At 42.8% G+C, this 21205-nt stretch carries 17 protein-coding genes; 2 read left to right on the top strand and 15 right to left on the bottom strand.

The window, feature by feature from the left end:
- Positions 1 to 665 precede the first annotated feature (665 nt).
- The 12 genes from EP58_RS04565 to EP58_RS04510 all read right to left on the bottom strand — a co-directional run bounded on the left by EP58_RS04565 (position 666) and on the right by EP58_RS04510 (position 17369).
- A complete protein-coding gene (locus tag EP58_RS04565) occupies positions 666 to 2822 on the bottom strand; it encodes a hypothetical protein (protein ID WP_036090655.1) in 2157 nt (718 codons plus the stop codon).
- A 152-nt stretch (positions 2823 to 2974) separates the two neighbouring features.
- Positions 2975 to 3808 (bottom strand): DUF6270 domain-containing protein, encoded by an 834-nt coding sequence (locus EP58_RS04560; protein ID WP_052171345.1) that lies wholly within the window; start codon positions 3806 to 3808, stop codon positions 2975 to 2977.
- Positions 3809 to 3896: 88 nt separating this feature from the next.
- Entirely contained in the window at positions 3897 to 4910 is a 1014-nt protein-coding gene (locus tag EP58_RS04555) for an ABC transporter ATP-binding protein (protein ID WP_036090651.1), read from the bottom strand.
- Positions 4911 to 4923: 13 nt separating this feature from the next.
- Complete coding sequence (locus tag EP58_RS04550) at positions 4924 to 5730, bottom strand: ABC transporter permease (RefSeq protein ID WP_036090648.1); 807 nt, start codon at positions 5728 to 5730, stop codon at positions 4924 to 4926.
- 292 nt (positions 5731 to 6022) lie between these two features.
- Positions 6023 to 6928, bottom strand: a complete 906-nt coding sequence (locus tag EP58_RS04545; protein ID WP_036090645.1) for an ABC transporter substrate-binding protein — start codon at positions 6926 to 6928, stop codon at positions 6023 to 6025.
- Between the two features lie 74 nt (positions 6929 to 7002).
- Positions 7003 to 10446 (bottom strand): pyruvate carboxylase, encoded by a 3444-nt coding sequence (gene pyc / locus EP58_RS04540; protein WP_036090642.1) that lies wholly within the window; start codon positions 10444 to 10446, stop codon positions 7003 to 7005.
- A 315-nt stretch (positions 10447 to 10761) separates the two neighbouring features.
- Entirely contained in the window at positions 10762 to 11973 is a 1212-nt protein-coding gene (gene ftsW, locus EP58_RS04535; RefSeq protein WP_103034904.1) for a putative lipid II flippase FtsW, read from the bottom strand.
- Between the two features lie 124 nt (positions 11974 to 12097).
- Positions 12098 to 13834 carry a glycoside hydrolase family 2 protein gene (locus EP58_RS04530; protein WP_036090636.1) on the bottom strand — a complete coding sequence of 579 codons (1737 nt, stop codon included), beginning with the start codon at positions 13832 to 13834 and terminating at the stop codon, positions 12098 to 12100.
- Positions 13831 to 14259: a hypothetical protein gene (locus tag EP58_RS04525; protein WP_036090633.1), complete on the bottom strand. Its 429-nt coding sequence runs from the start codon at positions 14257 to 14259 to the stop codon at positions 13831 to 13833. Before EP58_RS04525 ends, EP58_RS04530 begins: the two co-directional genes overlap by 4 nt.
- 12 nt (positions 14260 to 14271) lie before the next feature.
- Positions 14272 to 15114 carry a carbohydrate ABC transporter permease gene (locus EP58_RS04520; RefSeq protein ID WP_036077417.1) on the bottom strand — a complete coding sequence of 281 codons (843 nt, stop codon included), beginning with the start codon at positions 15112 to 15114 and terminating at the stop codon, positions 14272 to 14274.
- A 22-nt stretch (positions 15115 to 15136) separates the two neighbouring features.
- Complete coding sequence (locus tag EP58_RS04515; RefSeq protein ID WP_036090629.1) at positions 15137 to 16039, bottom strand: carbohydrate ABC transporter permease; 903 nt, start codon at positions 16037 to 16039, stop codon at positions 15137 to 15139.
- Between the two features lie 67 nt (positions 16040 to 16106).
- Positions 16107 to 17369, bottom strand: coding sequence for an extracellular solute-binding protein (locus tag EP58_RS04510; protein WP_036090627.1), 1263 nt, complete (start codon positions 17367 to 17369; stop codon positions 16107 to 16109).
- Positions 17370 to 17824: 455 nt separating this feature from the next.
- Between EP58_RS04510 and EP58_RS04505 the strand changes: the two genes are divergently transcribed.
- Positions 17825 to 18736, top strand: a complete 912-nt coding sequence (locus EP58_RS04505) for an ArsR/SmtB family transcription factor (protein WP_036090624.1) — start codon at positions 17825 to 17827, stop codon at positions 18734 to 18736.
- Between the two features lie 491 nt (positions 18737 to 19227).
- On the opposite strand, the gene EP58_RS04500 is transcribed toward EP58_RS04505, so the two are convergent.
- The gene (locus tag EP58_RS04500; protein ID WP_077917827.1) at positions 19228 to 19506 is read right to left on the bottom strand and encodes an Fpa/YlaN family protein; all 279 of its coding nucleotides are present in this window, start codon (positions 19504 to 19506) and stop codon (positions 19228 to 19230) included.
- Positions 19507 to 19642: 136 nt separating this feature from the next.
- Positions 19643 to 19945 (bottom strand): hypothetical protein, encoded by a 303-nt coding sequence (locus EP58_RS04495; RefSeq protein WP_036090616.1) that lies wholly within the window; start codon positions 19943 to 19945, stop codon positions 19643 to 19645.
- A 78-nt stretch (positions 19946 to 20023) separates the two neighbouring features.
- Here EP58_RS04495 and EP58_RS04490 point away from each other — a divergent pair, with 78 nt between their 5' ends.
- Positions 20024 to 20239, top strand: a complete 216-nt coding sequence (locus EP58_RS04490) for a YlaI family protein (protein ID WP_036090614.1) — start codon at positions 20024 to 20026, stop codon at positions 20237 to 20239.
- A gap of 36 nt (positions 20240 to 20275) precedes the next feature.
- Here EP58_RS04490 and EP58_RS04485 read toward each other — a convergent pair whose 3' ends face one another.
- Positions 20276 to 21187, bottom strand: coding sequence for a DUF5068 domain-containing protein (locus EP58_RS04485; protein ID WP_036090612.1), 912 nt, complete (start codon positions 21185 to 21187; stop codon positions 20276 to 20278).
- Positions 21188 to 21205: the final 18 nt, after the last annotated feature.

Raw genomic sequence — 21205 nt, 5'->3', positions numbered from 1 at the left:
TCATTGTACCAAAAAAGAAAAACTGCATAAACAATGAACCTAGGATTCATTATTTACACAGTTTATTTTACACTCCCTCAGAGAACCTTTTGTCTCAAACTCGTATTAAATTTAATATAATAAATCTGTTGAAAAAATTCGTTACTTGTTCGCGATTTTCCTTAATAAAAACAAAGCGTATATAACTGTTGCTATGATGAGTACTTTGAAAGCAATGAGCAGCGGAATTCCTATGTTTAAATAGAAGTCTATACTTGACATAAAAGTCACTTCCTCACATCCTGATTTAATAGCAATACTTAAAAGAATAGAACCGTTATTGCTATTACACTAATATTAATTAATTCGTTTTTCTATAGTTTTGTCGTATATATAAAATGACACCTGTTAGTAAAGTCAGAAAAATTAATGGAGCAATGATTACCCATAATGTATCAGTCCAATCAAATATTGAAGACAATTTATTCACCACCCTCTTCTTAATGTTTTAAACCTAAATCCTATAGGGACAGCACAAACAAAATTTAGCTTTCTCTTTTAAATCACCATTTATTTTTGTTCCCATACTTCTTCTTATACTTTTGAACACAGTATATGATCCCGAAAGTTACAATGACCAGTATAGTCACCAACTCTGAAAAAGCCAAATTAACCTCACTCCTAAATTAATCATCTAAAACACTAGATTTTGATATTGTTCCATTTTGATTGCAGGCTACATTGACACGTATGAAACATTCATGGAATACAAGCCCCGTTCCCTTATATGCTAACCCCCAGGATGTTGTCGCCTCTTGATATACCACTCTTTTTTTAGAACTAGGTTTTTGCACACCATTCTTTTTACCGTAAACACTCCAATGCGCTCCTTCAAAATAACGTTTTACCCAGTTCACTGTAGTTCGAGCTGTTACTTTGGTACCGTTGTAGGTAAATTCAGCTCCAATCTTAGCCCCAAATATTTTAGTTCCCCACCAAGAATAATGATATCTTTCATGCGAAGCATTTTTTGTTCTCGATTTTGCAGCTGCCGTCACCTTTTTTCCAACAAACAATTCATTCATACTTTTCTGTATCTCACTCAAAAAGGTTAACTCATCATCACTCGATTCTTCATTATTAAGCTCTGCTTCCTGCTCAGGAGTAGCTTCAGTTTCTAGCCCTTCTTCTGTCTTATCAATAGATATACCATCACCACTTATATTTAGGTATTCATTTTCATTAATTTGATATGTTTCATCTTTCTCTTCACCATTTATAATAACTTTTTCTACTACCAACTCTTCATCAGTTTCTAGCTTTTCTTTAATGATATTTTCCTCACTATTTAAGTATTCATAAAGGTAATCTTCGTGCTCACTTTCATCTGTAGTCTTCAAAGTTGCAACCAATTCAGCCTCTCCTAATGACTGTTGCTTAATTTCTGCAGAGTTCAACTCAAGGTCTACAACTTCCCCTTCTTGGACCCCCGAAACCTCATTAGGCATATAAGCATCTGTTATATCTGATGTTGGTCCATCTCCCCATGGATATACTGCTAAAATACGTACAATATACCTTTTCTGATTCCTTAAACCAAAGGTACTACCAACTTGATAGCCATTCTCATATAACGATCTCGGATCATTTGCAAATTCCACACCTTTACCATCTGTATGAAATTTATATTTTCCATTCTCCAATTCTTCACTTGTTGGGAAAATATTTTTCCCCTTTGTTGTCCATGATGTAACATTTCCAGTTTTGAAGTACTCGTAATTATATCCATTGCTTATAATAACTTTATAGTCAACCGCACCTGAAACTGGTGTCCACGATACATTCATATAACCAGTTCCTGTGCCCTCGCCATTCGATACAGTTTTAATTATTGACTTGTTAGGTTTATCAACTGGTGTCTCTGGTGGCATATATGCATCAATTATATCTGAAGCTGTGCCCTCTCCCCATGAATAAATTGCCGCTACACGTACTATATATCTCTCTTGATTCCGTAATCCAAATGTACTACCTGCTTTATATCCATTCTCGTATAAAGCCCTTGGATCACTCGCAAAATCTAACCCTTTCCCATCTGTATGAAAATTATATTTCCCTTGATTAATTTCATCTTTTGTAGGGTATATTTTCTTCCCTTTTGTTGTCCATGATGTCACATTACCTGTTGTGAAATGTTCATAATTATAACCGTTACTGATAATTACTTTGTAATTTATAGCAGCTGGTACTGCCTTCCAAGATACATCAATATATCCACTCCCAGTTCCAACGCCATTTGAGTACGTTTTAATTTCGCCTGATTCCAGCTTGTCCGAAGGGATATATGCATCCGTAATGTCTGATGTTGGTCCTTCACCGTTTGAATAAATTGCCATTACACGGACTATATATTTTTGTTGATTCCTTAACCCAAATGTACTGCCAGCTTTATACCCATTTTCATAAAGACTACGAGGATCACTGGCAAATTCAGCACCCTTGCCATCTGAATGAAATTTATATTTCCCCTGCGCTATTTCCTCCTTAGTTGGAAATATATTTTTGCCTTTGGTTGACCAGCTTGTAACATTACCAGTCAAAAAATACTCATAATTATAGCCATTGCTAATCAAAATTTTATAATTTGTTGCACCACTCATTGCTTTCCAAGAAATATCTAGATATCCTTTTCCTATACCACTTGAAAATGTCTTAATTGTTGTCTTTGCTGGTTTATCTGTTATTGCTCCCGAAGCTTGCTGAGGATTGTATACTGTTATTGCTGATAAAGCAAGCATTAACGCCATCCCCAGTATTAGTATTTTTTCTAGTTTTTTCTTCATGTAGTTCTCCCTTTTCTATGTTATTTTTTATCACCTTCCTTAATCTAACACAATTTTCTTGTTAGCGCAATCATTATTTTATGGGATGTAGCCCTTAGGTAGCGGAGACATGAAAAAAGATACAGCATTACGCTATATCCTTCTCCACCAACTTATTCGCTAACCATTTCCTTTTTCTTCTTAAATATCCTAAACCAACTACTATCTTTCTCAATTGCAATGAGCTTATTCATGAATAATGGATAATAGTCCATTGTGTAGTGCACATAAAAAATACCCCAAGGGTGCTCATCAAAGCTTAAAAATTCTTTCTTATTATCAAATAAATCAATAGTTTTAATCGACCTATCGGCTTTCTTGATGTAATCATACATCTCATTCAACATTTCATTATAATAATCCACATTAATATTCTTCACCTTACCAGAAGTCGCAATATCAAATTTGTTATCATCAAAATTATAATATTCTTTCACATTCTGGATTTTATGAAGAATAATCTTGCTCTTAGGTGATGCTTTTTTTAACTTATCAAGAACGATATCCCATGATTTTTTCCAAAGTTCCATATATTGCTCGCGGTCTTTATCAATGGATAGCTCCTCCGCTTTACCTTTTAATACATCTTTATAATATGCCGTTCGCCACAGTTTCCAGCGATTATTCGACACGTATTCACCTGGCTCTACTTCTAACACACCAAAATGAGCATCTCCAAACAAATCCACTATAATCGTATCTGGTTGAAGTTTCGCTAAATGGTCGAAAAATTCTTTTGTGAAATCGGATCTAACGCACCACTCATCATATTCTGAAAAATCGTCCTCTGGCACTACTGGGTTCTCTCTTTTTTTAGATGCCATGGAAATGATAGAACTCTGATTTTGCATGAGAACACATTCGAATTTCTTCTTATAATCAGCATTAAAAATGGAATTAAAGTTATCGCGCGTGGCACAACTGCCAAGTACTGCAATTTTTTTCATTGATTTCTCCCCTTCAAATACGCTCTCTCAAAAAAGCAGACAGCCTAATATTTAACTGTCTGCTTTCATTATACTATTTCTTCATGAACTAATAAAGCTGTTTGGTCTTACTTACCACATTCACCGTCTCGGTCACTACTGGTTTCCCGTCATCGCTCGCCTTGAACATGCCAAGCACCGATTGCCCGGTCCCAACGCAGTATCCAAAGAATATCGCCAGCGCAATGAGCACCGTCAGCGCGATTTTGTCGAACCAAGTAAGTTGGTATTTATTCGCGCTTGGATTCGGGTAGATGACTTTCTGTGGACGTTTCTGTTTGCGTTTGAAGTCGTCTTGGTATTCTTTTTTGTAGGACTTGGATTGGCCGTTGAACCAGCGTACGAACTCGTCGTATTTGTCGGCTACTTCTTGGGCTTGTCCCATTTCGCGGATTTGACCGTAGTGCATCCAGATAATCCGGTCACACAGGCTCTTCATTTGGCCCAAGGAATGGCTGACGAACACGATGGTGCGGCCGGCTTCTTTAAATTCGGTAATTTTATCGACGCATTTCTTGTAAAACGTCTGGTCACCAACGGATAGCGCTTCATCGATAACGAGGATATCTGGATCGGTATGAACCGAAATCGCAAAACCTAGTCGGGAGCGCATACCGCTGGAGTAGTTTTTGATTGGTTGATTCATGAAGTCGCCAATATCGGCAAAATCAATGATGCTTGGCATGAGAGCATCGATTTCGGATGTTTTCAAGCCGTGCATGAGTAGTTTTAAGCGGACGTTCTCGTAACCGGTCAGCGGGCCTTTTAAGCCGACTGCGATGGCGATGAGCGATGTTTCACCGTTAATGACTACTTCGCCTTGGGTTGGCGGGATAACGCCGGACATGATGTTGGAAATGGTTGATTTTCCGGAGCCGTTGATACCGATTAGTCCCACTGTTTCGCCGTCATAAATGTTGAAATTGACGTCGCGCAGTGCCCAGAAGGATTGCATTTGTTTACTTTTAGGCAAGAATAGGCCTTTGATTTTATCGGATTTATTTTGATAGAGGTCGTATTCTTTGGACACATGTTTGAATGCTACTTTGATATTTTTTCCCATTTGTCCTTACCTCCTATAAATAATCCACGAAGCGTTCGCGGAATTTCATGTGTAATACGGATCCGACATAGAGGCAAACGAGCGTGATCAGCCAAAAGTAGACCGTGTAGGACGGTTCTTGCCAAAAGCCTTTATGCCCGACAAAACTGTCTCGGAATCCTTCGATAATGTAGACGATTGGGTTTAGTTTCAAAAGGTCTACAACCCAGCCTGGTAGCATCGTATTCAAGTTCCAGACGACGCCTGACACGTAAAAGAGGACGCGCAGAACGGATTGCAGCATGACATAGTAGTCACGTACAAGCACGCTGATCGTGGCATTTAGTAACGTCACACTGAAAAGGAACGCAATCATCGCCACAAAATAGTAGAAAAACTGGGCCCAATACATCGAAACTGGTGCGCCTTTTATGAAAAGTAGCGCAAAAAAGATGATCATCATCGTGACGTAACTCGTCAAATTCGATACAATTGTAATGTTTGGCATGACGCTCATTGGGAATTTCATCTTAGAAACGAGGTGAATCTTATTGAAAATGCTATTTGCTCCTTGCAAAATCACGGCGCTGATGAAAAACCACGGAATGATACCAGCAAGCATCCATTCAATGTAACTGGCACCTTCTATTCCAGACTTAGTACGCATCGCGAATCCGAATACAAAGTAGTAAATCGCAACTTGAATTAATGGGTTTAAAATTTGCCACGCAAGGCCTAGGTAATGGCTTTGATACGTCGCTTTATCTTCATAACGCGCAATTCGAAAAATCATTGGCGCGTACTTAAATTGTTCTTTTAGGACTTCTATTACTTGTTTCACAAAAACACTTCTTTCCGGAATAATAATGCGGTTAGCTAGTTTAGTAACCGAAAATCGCTTGCTCCATGTCGTATAGGCTCCACCCCTTGTTCTTAGAAAAAGGTACATAATGATGTCGTTTACGCGTTTCTGGTTTGTTTTTCTGGGCTGCTTTTTAGTCGATTCTTCCGTAAATGTAGATCTGTTTCTACGTATTGGCGGTGAGCTATTTGAAAAATGGTAAAAACCCACCTTATGTTAAATTACCTCAAAAGTGGGCATTTGTAAAGTAAGATCTGTATTTTACGCGGATTTATTTTGGATAGATAGCTTCGAATAAGGCTTCTTGTCCTTCTATGAGGCGTGGTCCTGGGCGACTGACAATGGATGGATCGATTTCGTAGATGCGATTATTTTTTACCGCCGGGATGTTTTTCCACGCGGAGCGCTTGGCGATTTCTTGTTTGGCATTGGGATAAATCGTGATGATGACGTCGGGCGCAGCTTGGATGACTTGCTCTTCGCTGTATTGCGGGTAGCCTTTTTCGGAGACGATATTTGTTGCTTGGATGTTGGTGAGCATTTCGTTGATGAACGTGTCTTGGCCGGCTGTGTAGAGGTCTGGACTGATTTCTAGCCATACTTTTGCTTTCGTTTTGACTTGTTGCTTGGCTTCTTTGCGTATCGTTTTATCGGTTACTTGCATGGATGATACTAGTTTTTCGGCTTCTTTCGTCGTGCCGGTGAGGTCGCCAATTTGGGTGAATGTTTTGTAGGCTGCGTCGAAGTTCTGCGCATCTTCTACGACGAACAGCGGGATATTGGCTTGTTTGATTTGATCGTAGGCGTCTTTATTATAGCTCATGATAGAGGCGTGGCCAAGAACGAGGTCGGGTTTCATACCGATGATTTTCTCGACGTTGATTTCTGTTGTTGCAACGACGGGAACTTTTTTGACCGCAGCTGGATAATCGTCGCTCGATGTGACACCTACCACGTTTTCACCGAGCCCTAGACGGTATAAAATTTCGGTATTGCTGGGAATCAAGGACACGATTTTTTTCGGTTTCGCGCTGAGCTCCATTTTGGCGCCCGTCGCGTCTGTTGCTATGTATTCCGGTTTTTGTGCCGTTTTCTCAGATGTCGTTTGTGCTCCGCAGCCTGCTAAAACGAGGACGATGGCTAGACTTAAAGCCGTAATTATTTTTTTTAATGGCATCTGAATTCTCCCTTTCAAAAATGGAAAAAGTCGGGCGTTTGGATATCCCGACTTTTCCCTCTGCGTTCTATGTGTTAGACACGGCCCACTTCCATAAGCAGGTCAGCTGACTCAATCACATCGCCGTCTGTGACGAAAATCGCGTTGACTTTGCCGTCGAATGGGGCTTGGATTGTTGTTTCCATTTTCATCGCTTCGGTGATTAGAAGTGGATCGCCTTTCTTCACTTCTTGGCCTTTCTCAGCGACAATCTTAATCACGGAACCTGTCATAGTTGCTCCGACATGTTCTGGATTCGTCGTATCAATCTTGCGACGTGTCACAACGGTTGATTGGACGTTAAAGTCTTGTACGGAGATTTCACGCGGTTGACCGTTTAGCTCGAAGTAAATCACGCGTGTGCCGTCTGCGATTGGTTCTCCGATTGAGTTTAACTTGATAATCAGCGTTTTACCTTTTTCAAGCTCCACTTCCACCGTCTCGCCTAAACGCATACCTTTAAAGAAAGTCGGCGTATCAAGCACCGTCACATCACCATATTTCTCAATCATCGTCAAGTAATCTAGGAACACTTTCGGATATAGAATATAAGACATCACGTCGTGGTCCGTCGGCTCACCCGTCGTCATTTTCCCAGCAAGCTCTGCGCGAACTGCCTCAAAATCAACTGGCTCCATCAAAGCACCTGGACGTTCTGTCAAAGGTGTGCGGCCCTTCAAAACAAGTTTTTGCAGCTTCTCTGGGAATCCGCCGTACGGTTGGCCAATCTCGCCCATAAAGAACTCGATAATCGAATCTGGGAAATCTAGCGTTTCGCCTTTATCGTATACATCTTGTTCTGTAAGGTCGTTTTGTACCATGAACAGCGCCATATCGCCGACTACTTTCGAGGATGGTGTTACTTTCACGATGTCGCCGAACATTTCATTTACGACCGCGTACGTGTCTTTCACTTCATCCCAACGATCGCCTAAGCCCACTGCTTTGGCTTGTTGTTGCAAGTTCGTATACTGACCACCCGGCATCTCGTGGATATAGACCTCGGTTTGCGGTGAGTTCAGCGCGTTATCAAAGTCTTTGTAGTATTTACGAACATCTTCCCAATAATGGTTAATCATTTGCGAATTGTGCGCATTGAGAATCGTTTGACGTTTTCCGTTTTCAAGACCGTAGTAAAGCCCAGTCATGCTCGGTTGAGACGTCGCGCCACTCATCGCGCTTGATGATACGTCGACAATGTCCACGCCCGCACTAACCGCCGCGGCATACGTATAAATCCCGTTACCACTCGTGTCATGCGTGTGCAAGTGAATCGGCACATCGATCGTGTCTTTCAGTTCGCTCACAAGACGATACGCCGCTTGTGGTTTCAAAAGTCCAGCCATATCTTTAATCGCCAATATATCCGTACCTTGCGCCACAAGCTCTTTTGCCATATCTTTATAGTAATCCACGTTATATTTTGTACGCGTCGCATCTTCAATATCGCCTGTATAACAAATCGCTGCTTCCACGACTTTACCAGCATCACGAACCGCCTCAATCGACACTTCCATGCCTTTCAACCAGTTCAAGCTATCAAAAATACGGAACACATCGACGCCACTTTGCGCAGACTGCTTCACGAATTCGCGAATCACATTATCCGGATAATTTTTGTAGCCAACAGCGTTCGCGCCGCGTAATAACATTTGGAACATCACGTTTGGAATTTGTTTACGCAATGTTTCTAAGCGCACCCACGGATCCTCATTCAAGAAGCGGTAAGCCGTATCAAACGTTGCCCCGCCCCACATTTCAAACGAGAACATGTTCGGCAATAAATGCGCCATCGGATCGGCAATTTGGAAAATGTCTTTCGAACGAACACGCGTCGCCAAGAGCGATTGATGCGCGTCACGCAATGTCGTATCCGTCAACAAGACCTCATTTTGCGATTTGACCCATTCCACGATTCCCGCAGGACCTTTTGCATCCAAAATTTGTTTCGTTCCTGGTTCGATTTTTGCGTCGAAAGGAATCTTCGGAATGCGCAAATCATCATAGACCAGTTTTTCGCGATGTTTAATGCCTGGAAAGCCGTTCACCGTCACATTACTGATGTAGCGAAGCGTCTTCGTACCGCGGTCACGCACTTTCGGGAAATCGAACAATTCAGGCGTCGAATCGATGAACGATGTATTGTAGTTTCCGCTAATGAAATCAGGATGTTGTACCACGTTTAGCAAGAACGGAATATTCGTTTTCACGCCACGAATCCGGAACTCAATCAAGTTACGAATCATTTTGCGACACGCTTGTTCAAACGTCATGCCCCACGTACATAATTTTACAAGTAAAGAATCGTAAAACGGCGTCACGATCGTACCTTGGAAACCATTCCCAGCATCAAGACGCACTCCAAAACCACCAGTTGAGCGGTATGTATTAATACGACCAGTATCTGGCATAAAGTTATTCAAAGGATCTTCCGTCGTAATCCGACATTGAATCGCCGAACCGTTGATACGAATCTCTTCTTGTTGCGGAATACCCACGATCTGGTCATGCATCGAACAACCATCTGCGATAAACAGTTGCGACTGAACGATATCAATCCCTGTAATCATCTCGGTAATCGTGTGCTCCACCTGAACACGCGGATTGACTTCAATGAAATAAAACTCTTCGCCAGCAACTAAAAATTCGACCGTTCCAGCGTTTAAATAATCGACGTTCTTCATTAATTTCACGGCAGCATCACAAATACGCTGACGCAAATCGGATGTAATCGCATTACATGGTGCGACTTCCACTACTTTTTGGTGACGACGTTGCACCGAGCAATCACGTTCAAATAAATGGACGATATTGCCGTGAGAATCCCCTAAAATCTGCACTTCAATATGCTTCGGATTCACAACGCATTTCTCAACATACACTTCATCATTCCCAAAAGCCGCTTTTGCTTCTGATCCCGCACGTTCAAATGCGTCCTTCACGTCCGCCGGTCCTTGAACGACACGCATACCACGTCCGCCGCCGCCAAGAGAAGCTTTTACCATCAACGGGTAACCGTGTTTTTCTCCGAATGCAGCTACTTCTTCCGCGTTTGCCACAGGTCCATTACTACCTGGGATAACTGGGATGTCGGCAAGTAAAGCTTGTTCTTTTGCTTTAATTTTATCACCGAACATGTCTAGGTGTTTCGATTTAGGTCCTACAAAAATGATGCCTTCTTTTTCACAACGCTTGGCAAAGTCGATATTTTCCGACAAAAAGCCATAACCAGGGTGAATCGCGTCAACATTGGCTATCTTGGCAATCTCGATAATATTATCGATATCCAGATACGCATCGATCGGTTTTTTCCCTTCCCCTACGAGGTAAGCCTCATCCGCCTTATAACGGTGAAACGCCGCCGTATCCTCTTGCGAATAAATCGCCACTGTCTTAATGTTTAGTTCCGTACACGCCCGAAGTACGCGAATCGCGATCTCGCCACGATTGGCAACTAATACCTTTTTAATGTTGTTCATTTTTTTTCCTCCTAACCTACACTACCTAATTTTTCTATCTACATAGCTGCTAACATTATTACCGTCATGGAGAAAAACGGTATATCAGACAATTATAGTATTAAAGTACCCCAGATGTAAATTGTTTTAGCTGATTTTCGCAAAAAATGTTCGAGTTCAGGGCATGAAGTGAGTGATATCAATGTTTAACCGTGATGAGTCCAAAGATTCGACACAAGGTATCAGATATACTACAAATCATCGGAAATGTCGTATATCTGATACTCGATGGCAGAAAAAAACGAGCCGCAAACCCTCAGCCCGTTTCTCCTATCCTTACCTCTGTGTTCGTGGCTGTACCGGTTTCCTAGGTTTCGCCAAATCCTTTTCCGAGCCGTAATTCTTTTGAAATTTATTCATCATCGATACGTTTAGCACAATTCCGACCAAAATCGACATCGACATGAGCGACGAGCCACCGAAACTCGTAAACGGTAGCGTCACCCCGGTAAGCGGAATCATCCCCGTCGCGCCACCTAAATTAATAAACGCCTGAATCCCAATGAGCGTCGCCGTCCCGTAACAGAGCAGGGAACCGAACGAATCATTCAGACGCATCCCGTTTGTAATCGAGCGCAAGACGATGAAGAAAATCCCACCGACCGTAATCAAAATACCGAAAAAGCCAAGTTCTTCCGCGATAATCGCGATAATGAAATCGGTATGCGGTTCCGGCAAATAGCCCAATTTCTGCACGCTTTCACCAAGCCCTTGTCCGAAGAAACCACCAGAACCGATCGCGTAAAACGAGTTGACCAGCTGATACCCGCTCGCGCCATGATCGGTAAATGGATTTTGAAAACTGGTAATCCGTCCAATTCGCTTCGTCGTAATCAGCTTCGAACGGATGTCCTCTGGCAATAAGAAAACAACGATGCATAAGACCGCTAAAATCAGCAATCCTAGTCCGACTAATTTCAAGATTGTTTTCAGTCGCATACCCGATGCCATAATAATTCCGCAACCTGTTAGAAAAATAATCGCGGCTGTCCCGATGTCTGGTTGAAGCAATATCAAGAAACAAATCACGACTAGAAACAGGACAGGCGGCAAAACACCACGGTTAAAATCATCAATGTACCGCTGCTTTTTCGAGTAAACCGCCGCCATGTAAATAATCATCGACACTTTAATAAACTCAGAAGGCTGAATCCGAATTGGCCCCATTGCTAGCCAACTTTGCGCATTATTCGCCGAGTCACCAAACACCAAAACGAGTAGCAACATCGCAACCGAGCCGAACATGATCAGCATCAACATTTTATTATTTTGAAGAATTTTATATGGGAAAACCGCGAAGAAAACCAGCAAAACCAGCGATATAATCCAATTTTTCAATTGACTGTTATAGAACGTCGCCGGGTCCCAGCCTTTATTAATCGCGACAAACATACTCGAACTATAGACCATGATCAATCCAAAGATACACACAATGAGGTATACCGCCAAAAGAGGATAGTCATAGGATTTTAACATTTTTTTAAACATACACATCGTCCAATCATTTCGAGCCTCATTCAAGGTCCCTACTGTAGTATCTCTCCATTATATAGGAAATCAGCTCGAAAAGAAATGATAAGTACGCCCTATTAAAAATTTTATGGGAAACGCATTATTTCTTACGTCTTTGGTTAATCTCTCGAATCGCAGTTAAATCCACCTTATCTTGGCGGTCAATCGTCAGCAGGCCATTGATTTCCTGCTGCACATCGCTGACTTGTGTATAACAAAAACCGGAAATATAATCCAAACCTTGAATCGCGCTCGTGATGCTTTCAAAACGGGCTAAAAATGCCTTCTCGTCTTGCACCTGATTGCCATAACCCCAGCCCGATTCGGATTGGAAAGCAATGCCGCCAAACTCGGAAATAATGACCGGTTTTCCGATATTTTCATACCCGCTAGCAAAAGGATGGCGGAAACCGTTGTGTTGGAACGCATTGGCTAACAACTTTTCCTGTTCCGCATAACGCTCCGTGAAAGTTTCACCGTTTTCCTCATAATCGTGTAGCGTGATAATGTCCGAAATCGTGTGATCCCAGCCATCATTCGTCACAACTGGGCGCATCGCATCGAAACTTTTAGTCAGATAATAAATGCCTTCTGTGAATTGTTGCTGCTTCTTGTTCCCATGAATATCCTCGATTCCCCACGACTCGTTGAACGGCACCCACGTGATGATCGACGGATGATTGTAGTTTTGCTTCACAATTTCGAGCCATTCCGCCGTAAAATTGGCAACCGCTTTATCGCTGAAACTATAGGTTGAGCCAACTTCGGACCAGACGAGCAAGCCTTTCTTATCGCACAGGTACAGGAAACGATTATCCTCGACTTTTTGATGTTTGCGGACGCCGTTGTAACCCATCTCAATTATTTTGTCGATATCAAGCTCGAGCGCCGCGACAGATGGTGGTGTCAGGTCGCTGTCTTGCCAGTAGCCTTGATCAAGAATCAGTCGCTGATATAATTCCTCGTTATTTAGCAAAATTTTCTCGCCTTCAATCGCGATTTTTCGCATTCCAAAATAGGATTCTACGCGATCGACGACGGTATTTCCTTCCATTAAAGTGAATGTGATGTCGTATAGATTCGGCGTCTCGGTATTCCAAGCTTTCATGCTCCACGGGTCACCTTTTGCCAAAACAGAGGCACTTAGATTCGCCACGCCGTCTTTTAAAATAGCGCTTACTTCCTCAATGAGTTCGCCGTCAAATCGGATGGTCGCGCGCGCCGTCACGCCTTCATGCCAAGCGTTTGCTTCCACTTCCAAATCGATTTTCCGAGCATCGAAATCTGGCGTCATTTTCACATAATCAATATGCACCGGCGATACGTATTCCAGCCACACCGATTTCCAAATCCCCGTCGTCTGGACGTACCAACATCCGAAATTATCCTTGATCCAGCGCTGTTTCCCACGCGGTTGCGCCGTATCCATGCTGTCCTGCACGCGAACCGTCACCCGATTTTTCCCCGCCGTCACATAATCCGTGATATTAAAAACGAACGCCGTATAGCACCCTTGATGCGCGCCGACCACTTTCCCATTCACCCAAACCGTCGTCGCATAATCCGAACCTTCGAAATGTAGCAAAACGTCCTTCTCCACCGTCGTAATCTCGACTTCCCGCTCATACCAAACGACCGCGTGATGCGACTCATCGTGAATCCCGCTCGCCTTCGTTTCATACGTGAACGGCACTTCAATCACACGCTCCGATGGCACACGCGCACACCAATCCTGCGCCAAGCCAACGTCGGCATCATCAAACGCAAACGCCCATTTCCCGTCAAGCAACTCCCAATCCTTCCGCACAAACTGCGGCCTCGGATGTAATTTTGTCATCCCATTTCCTCCCCAATCAAACTATTTTGCTGCGCTCGCATGCCTTTATTTTTCGCCAAGCCAATAATCCCCGCACTCATAAACAAGAAAATATTCGGCATATCCATAATAAAATACGAAAATACACCGCAGACTAAAAACCAAACCGGCAATTTCCAGCCAATCGCGCCATTTTTCCAATGCTTCCGCGCTAAATAAATATTCAGCAATCCGAGTAAAATCAACAACACCCCGAAAATCACTACAAAATTAAAAATACTGCCAAACAACGCCTTCATCGCCCGCATTTGCGCCACAGAAAGCCCCGCCACATCCAATCCTTGCCGTTTGATAAACAGCCCATACACAAAAACCGTCAACAACCCGTCCAACAACTGCCAAGCCGCCGCGATATAAATAAAAACCCGTTCTAATCGTCTGCTCACTCGAAAGCCCTCCTATCCTTTTACGCCAGATGATAGTGCCATCGACTGTAGGAAATATTTTTGCGCGAATAAGTAAAGGATGAAAGTTGGCACAATCGCGACGAGTGCTCCTGCCATCAAATGCGCTGGTTGAGCTTGGTACATCCCTTGCAGCAGTTGAAGTCCCGGCGTAATCGGCATCATTTCGATATCATTAAACACGATCGAAGGCCACAGGAAATCGTTCCAAGCAGCCGTGAAAGTGAACAACGCCACAACCATCAACACCGGTCGCAAAAGTGGCAAAATAACCTTGTAGAAAATTTTGAAATCACCGGCACCGTCCATGCGCGCCGCCTCGTCAAATTCAATCGGGATATTCACCATGAACTGCCGCACCAAGAAAATATTAAATACAGCCGCAGCGCCAGGCACGATTGCCGCTAAATAATTATTCACCCAGCCGAATGTATCGATAATTTTATACAGTGGAATCAAATTTACAACACTCGGAAACATCATCGTCGCCATCAGGAAAACAAACATCGCATTGCGTCCGCGGAATTTCAAGCGACTGTAAGCAAATGCCGCCAGCGATACCACGATAAGCACCAGCACTGTCTGTGAAAGCGCAATAATCATCGAGTTCATAAACCACCGCAAAAGTGGCGTCGCAGCGTTATCAAACAGCAATTCGGTATAATTCGTCGTCACCCATTGCACCGGAAGGAACTTAAAGCCAACCGACGCGACTTCCGCCTCCGATTTAAACGACGTCACAATTCCCCACGCGAGCGGCACAACCCAGATGACAGCCATCACGAGCAGGAATATAAAAGCAATTAATTTTGGTATAAAACGCGTATCTTTTTTCATCAGAAATCCATCCCCCTCGTCGCTAGTTTTTATTCCGTAAAAAGAAAAATTGAATCGCGGAAACAGCCATGATGCACAGGCCGAGAATAACCGCCATCGCGGACGCAATCCCCGCAATCGATTGTCCCGTACCAAACGCGTTTTGCTGAATATACATCAACAGCACCGACGTCGAACCGGACGGGCCACCTTTTGTCAGCATCAGCGGTTGGCCATACACGTTAAATTGCGCGATCGTGGTCATGACAACCGTGTACAACAGCTGGGCGCGAATACTCGGCAACGTAATCCGGAAGAATTTTTGCATAGAAGTGGCACCATCGATTTCCGCCGCCTCATAAAAATCCTTCGAAATCCCGTTTAATGCTGCTTGATAAATAATCATATTCCCGCCGATACACCACCAAACCGTTACGATCACAAGCGTCAGCCAAGCGTACGGCTGCGTTCCGACCCAGTTCACCGTCGTGCCCAAAAACTGATTAATCGGGCCAAAACTCACATTAAACATCAAGCCCCAAATAATGATAACCGCGGAAATCGCGAACAACGATGGTAAATAAAACAGCGATTGAAACAGCTTATTCAGCCTCGGTTTCGCGTTCAATGCACTGGCCAATAGCAACGGTACAATAATACAAAATGGCACGGTCAACACGACGAAAATGAATGTATTTCGCAACCCATTATGTAACTGCTCATAAAAAGTTGAATCTTTCTGAAACAATATTTCGCGGTAATTATCAAAACCGACAAAATCTGGCGTCCCGATCAAATCCCAGTCCGTAAATGAAATATAAATTCCATACACGACAGGAACGAGAAAGAATATCAAGAAAATAATTAAATGCGGGCCTGCGAATAGCCACGGCGTGAACTGCCATTTCCTCGTTTTATACGTTATTGTTTTAGCGTTTGCTTCCATTTCCATCACTCCCAATCTTTCATCTTAAGGCTTGAAGACCCGAAAACCTCCAAGCCCCTTTTTCGATTTATTTATTGGATTTATCTTTAGCGATCTTATCTTCCACCGCTTTTTGCATGTCCGCCAAGCCTTTATTCACCGGTGTTTTCCCGAAGATAATGTCATTCCCGTTCGCATCCAATTGCTCGGAAACGTAACCAGTATACTTATAATCAAAAATCTTCAGCGATTTCTGCTCGGCCGGATTGAGCAACAAGAACGATTGCGGCATTTCTTTATACGCTGGGTCTTCCACAATCTTCAGAGACGCTGGATTTTGGCCTGACTTCGCCCATTCTAGCGAGTTGTCTTGCACCCAATCGATGAATTTTAGCACGCCTTCCGTTTTTTCTTTTGAACGCCCTTCGCTATTAAACATCGTGAATTGATGCGAGCTAGACCAGTTCACCATTTTATTTTTATCCTCGCTTAACTGTGGTGCATTCGTGATTCCCCAATCAAATTTGGCATCTTTCGCGTTGTTTTGCATCCAAATACCTTCTGGCGCGAAAATCACTTTTCCAGCGATGAATTTTTGGAAATAATCCTCGCCATCCTTTGTCGTAATGCCATCTTTATACATGTCTTTCCACAGATTAAACGTATCTTTCGCCTGCTGGTTATCAAGCGTTGGATCCACGCCATTCTCTGTCAACTTCCCACCGTTTTGCGCGTAAAGCGATAAGAAAACTGGTTTGACCCAACTCACCGACACCGCATCGATTTTATCCTTTTTAGCCAATTCACCCGCTGCTTTGATCTCATCAAAAGTCACGACATTATCATCGAGCGCAGTCGGAGCATATTTTTTCACTAAATCCTTGTTGTAGTACATAATAAAGGAGTGAATATCAAGTGGGACACTATACCGTTTATTATCCAATTCGCCGATATTCCAAGCTTCCGGCACATAGTTCTCCGCTTTAATATCTGGGAAATCAGCCAAATAATCGTCATAGCTCAGCAGCATATCGTTGTCTACATATTGCTTAATCCGCTCAGCATGAACGATTGTCAAATCAGGAATATTCTTGCCAGAGTTTACGACCGTCGGGATTTTCGTGTACATATCGCCTTCTTTTAGTGACATGTTTTTAACTTTGAACTCCGGATTCGTTTTATTGTAAGCGTCCACCATTTTTTGCATATTCGCGCCATCCGGACCAGTAAATGGATTCCAGAAAATGATTTCCTTACTCTTGGCAGTGTCCTTCGCATCACTAGAACCACCACACGCAGCCAATCCAGCAACCAGCAACAACATACAAACAAGACCTAACATTTTTTTCATTTTAAAATTCCTCCCCTATTGTTGAGAGTCTTCGAAAACGTACTTTGTTTTCTTAGAGCCTCCGTATGCATGAAAGCAAAGCGAGCATGTAATTCCCAAGTGGTTGCTAACGTGAAACCCAGATCAGCCTCCCATCTAACAACTCGCTTGTGAAAACTGCTTACCTCTCTCTCACTTCTAAATCCAACCTTCCATTCACACTATCTCCACCATAATGTAAACGCCTACATAAAAATTTCAAAAAAGAAGACCTTTAGTTAACCATCAAGTAAATTAATAACTAAACTTCTTTTGTAATTTTACTATAATTCACTAAAATTTTATTGTCAACACTTTTAGTTCTTTTGATAGCAATTTTATGTTATGATAAACTAAAGAGTTCACTAAATGGTTTTTCATTCAATTTTAATCCTATTTCATCTATCTAACCATTAACTAAAGGAGGCTATTTTTCCATGCAATTAGATATTTCCAAAGATTCAATTCACGTTTACGAAGCCCTTGCCAGCGACACTAGAATTCAAATTTTGAACCTACTTTCACAAAGTTCGATGAATATTAAGGAACTCGCGCACGCTTTACATATGAGTAGCGCCATCATCACGCGGCACATCAATCAACTAGAAAACGCCAAGCTAATCCGCACAGAAAAAATACCTGGAAAATCTGGAATCCAGAAAATTTCCAAGCTCGTAGTAGATCGAATCGAGATCACATTCCCGACTACTATTTATCCTAATTTTAAGATGCGTTCCCTAGAATTACCAGTGGGTCATTACACCGATTACAACGTCACACCAACGTGCGGACTGGCTTCCAACAAAGACTTCATCGGCCACGTCGACGAACCGAAATACTTCATGGATGCAAGACGTATGGAGGCGCAAATCATCTGGTTCACCCAAGGCTACCTAGAATACAAAGTCCCGAATCCGCTGCAAAAAGACGAACAAATAGAGCTGCTGGAGATCAGTTTCGAAATCGCCTCCGAGTTTCCTTACTCCAACAACGTCTGGCCCTCTGACATCTCGTTCTACTTAAACGGCCACGCCCTTGGAACATGGACCTGCCCAGGCAATTTTTCCGACATCCGCGGCAAATTCACGCCAAGTTGGTGGGAGGACTCTAACAGCCAATACGGCCTCTTCAAAACGATCCGCATTTCCAAACACGGCACCCATTTTGACGGAGACATATTATCCGAGCTAACACTGGACGATTTAGACATAACCGAAGAACTCCTGACATTCCGGATAGCCGTTGAAAAAGACGCGAAGAACATAGGCGGGACAACGATATTCGGTAAGGGATTTGGAAACCATCAGAAGGATATGGAGTTTAAGTTTTATTATTCAACAAAGTGCTGAAACGGCCCGTTAGGCTCGAAAAAAATTGTTAGGGGGCGCAGAAAAAGTCCTCTTTTGACTTTTACGGAGGCCACGAAATTTTCGAGAGACTGGCCGTTGAAGCCGGATTCCGGAGGCGCCAAACATGACGCCGAACAAAGTCCACGCTGAATCTGATTTCATATAAAACCAAGACCAATCCCGCTCACTCGCCTCTTATTCGGTTTAGCATGTAATCCAGATTCACCGCGCCAGACCAACAAATAGATTACATGCTCGCTTCGCTCTCATGCATATTGAGGCTCTTGGTTTCGCGACTCTTTTCTGCCTACTATTTGTTCTCGGTTCACCGCGTAAGAGCCACCGATGGATTACATGCTCGCTCCGCTCTCATGCATATTGAGGCTCTAATTCAGCAAGGGATGCTTCATAAGAGCCACAACAACAAACCAAACAACACCCCTCCCGACGCATCACAATTTCACGTCAAGAGGGGTGTTCTATATCTATATTCACTTACTCGTCGATAATTCGTGTAACACGGAAAGCTCTTTCTCAAGCGTACTCAGCAAGCTCTTCCCTTCCGCTCTATCAATCAAGCCCAACCGCACCGCGAAGTTTATCTCGCGCGATAAGCCGTACATTTGAGTATCCAAAACTTCTTCGTAAGCTGGACATTGAGGTAAAGTTAGGTTATCCATCTGCACCTTAATTAACTGCAAAATTCTTTTCGCATCTTCTTTAAGAAGAGTAATTGCCTCTTCTCTGTGATCTATTTGTTTCTTTGTCATCACAGAACCCCCCATTCAAAAACACATGTACATGCGCTTCATTAATCTATTTCCATCGAAACTATAATTTTGCGAATTTTATCCTCTTTAGTATAGCATATTTTTTTCGCTGTGTAACCTGATATCCTAACATTTTTTAAGATAGCCATTTCGATGTTAATAGGAACAAAAAGACAACGAAGCATAAACTCAGCGGGATGGAGAAATAAATGATAACCCGATCAAAAAATTGGAACCGCCGCTTGAATGAGCGAAGAAACGAGATTATCGCAATCCCCACATATGCCAGAACTAGCACCAGCGCAACGCTAAACGCCACCTCAAAGCTATCAAACCAAAAAACTGCTCGTCGTACGAAAATCAGCGACAAAAAAGCCACCAGTGACGCCAATAATGTCACTACCATTTCTTTGTGTCCCGCTTTTTCCACTATCACCATCTTTAAACCCTCCCGTAGATATACCAATGTTTATCTTTCATTTTTTTCATGCTATAATAAAATCACGAGGTGAACGCAATGAAGGCACAATGTATTTTATGTGAGACAATTGATGAACTAGATGATAAGAAATTTAAAACGAAGCAACTGCGCAATAAACCGATTCGAATGTATCTTTGCCCAGAATGCGAAGGTCGTATCGCCGAGAAAACGGTTGCTCGGATTAATACTGGTAAGTTCGAATTTCATAAACCGAAGACGAAAAGTTTTATTGAAAAACCCGCTAAGCGTTAAAATAGCGGGTTTTTCGTTTCTATCCTTGTAAAAAATTTATTCTGTAATCCGGAAGTCCAAATCGATGGCTTTCGTTGTCTTAGTTGTTAGCGGTTTTTCTGCAAAGTCATTCGGATTCGGTACGATTAGCTTGGTTAAATGCACAAGCGTGTAGTAATTCTGCTTATTGAGCATGTAGGTAATCGCGCCTTCACGCTTTGTTTTCACTGGGAATATGTTATGCGCTGACGGGCTGCCAGATAATTGATAGGCTGTTGGCACGAAGTTTTCTAGGCTCGCACCTTTGGAAATTCCGCCGCCGTTGATTTGAATCCGCTCGGCTAAATAGTTGATGTTGCTCGCCGTCGTATTCTCTACAATCACGTCTGCCGTCACCACAAAGCCGTCTTGATTAGCTAAATAGGATTCCGGGCTATATGGATCCATTTTTTTATTGGCCCCTGTTACACTTTCCAACTTGTATTGCTTCACGGTTACTTTCAGCGGACCAAAATCAGCTGTCTGAGGCGTTGTATTTAGGTAAACTAGCGCTACCGTTCCACCTGTTTTCGGTGCTACTGCGGACTGTTTGAAACCATCTGCACTCAAAGAAAAGGCTGTTGTCGTTGCTGCGGCTGGTTTCTTCGCAGTTTCCGTTTTCGGTGTTTCTACTTTTTGATCAGGGGTTGTCGCTTCTTCCTCTTTCGCCTGTGTCGTATCATCCGTTGCTGGTGTGTCTTCCTTCGTTGTTACTTCTTCTTTATCTTGTTTTGCCTCTGTTTTCTCTTTGGTATCCTCATTAGAATTCACATCTTGCTTTGCCGTATCAGTCTCTTTTGTTACTTGTTTTTCCTCTGTTTTTGGCGTCTGATCCTCCGATTCCGAGCTTTTCGAGTCTGGTCCCGAACCACAAGCGGCCAAACCTAAAACCATCACACTCATTGTGCCTACCATCAGTAATTTCTTCATGCAAATCCCCTCCTCTTT

The organism is Paenilisteria newyorkensis, assembly GCF_000766145.1.
GTDB lineage: Bacteria > Bacillota > Bacilli > Lactobacillales > Listeriaceae > Listeria_A > Listeria_A newyorkensis.
Note: the sequence above shows the minus strand (reverse complement) of the source record. Positions and strands in the feature narration are given on the sequence as shown.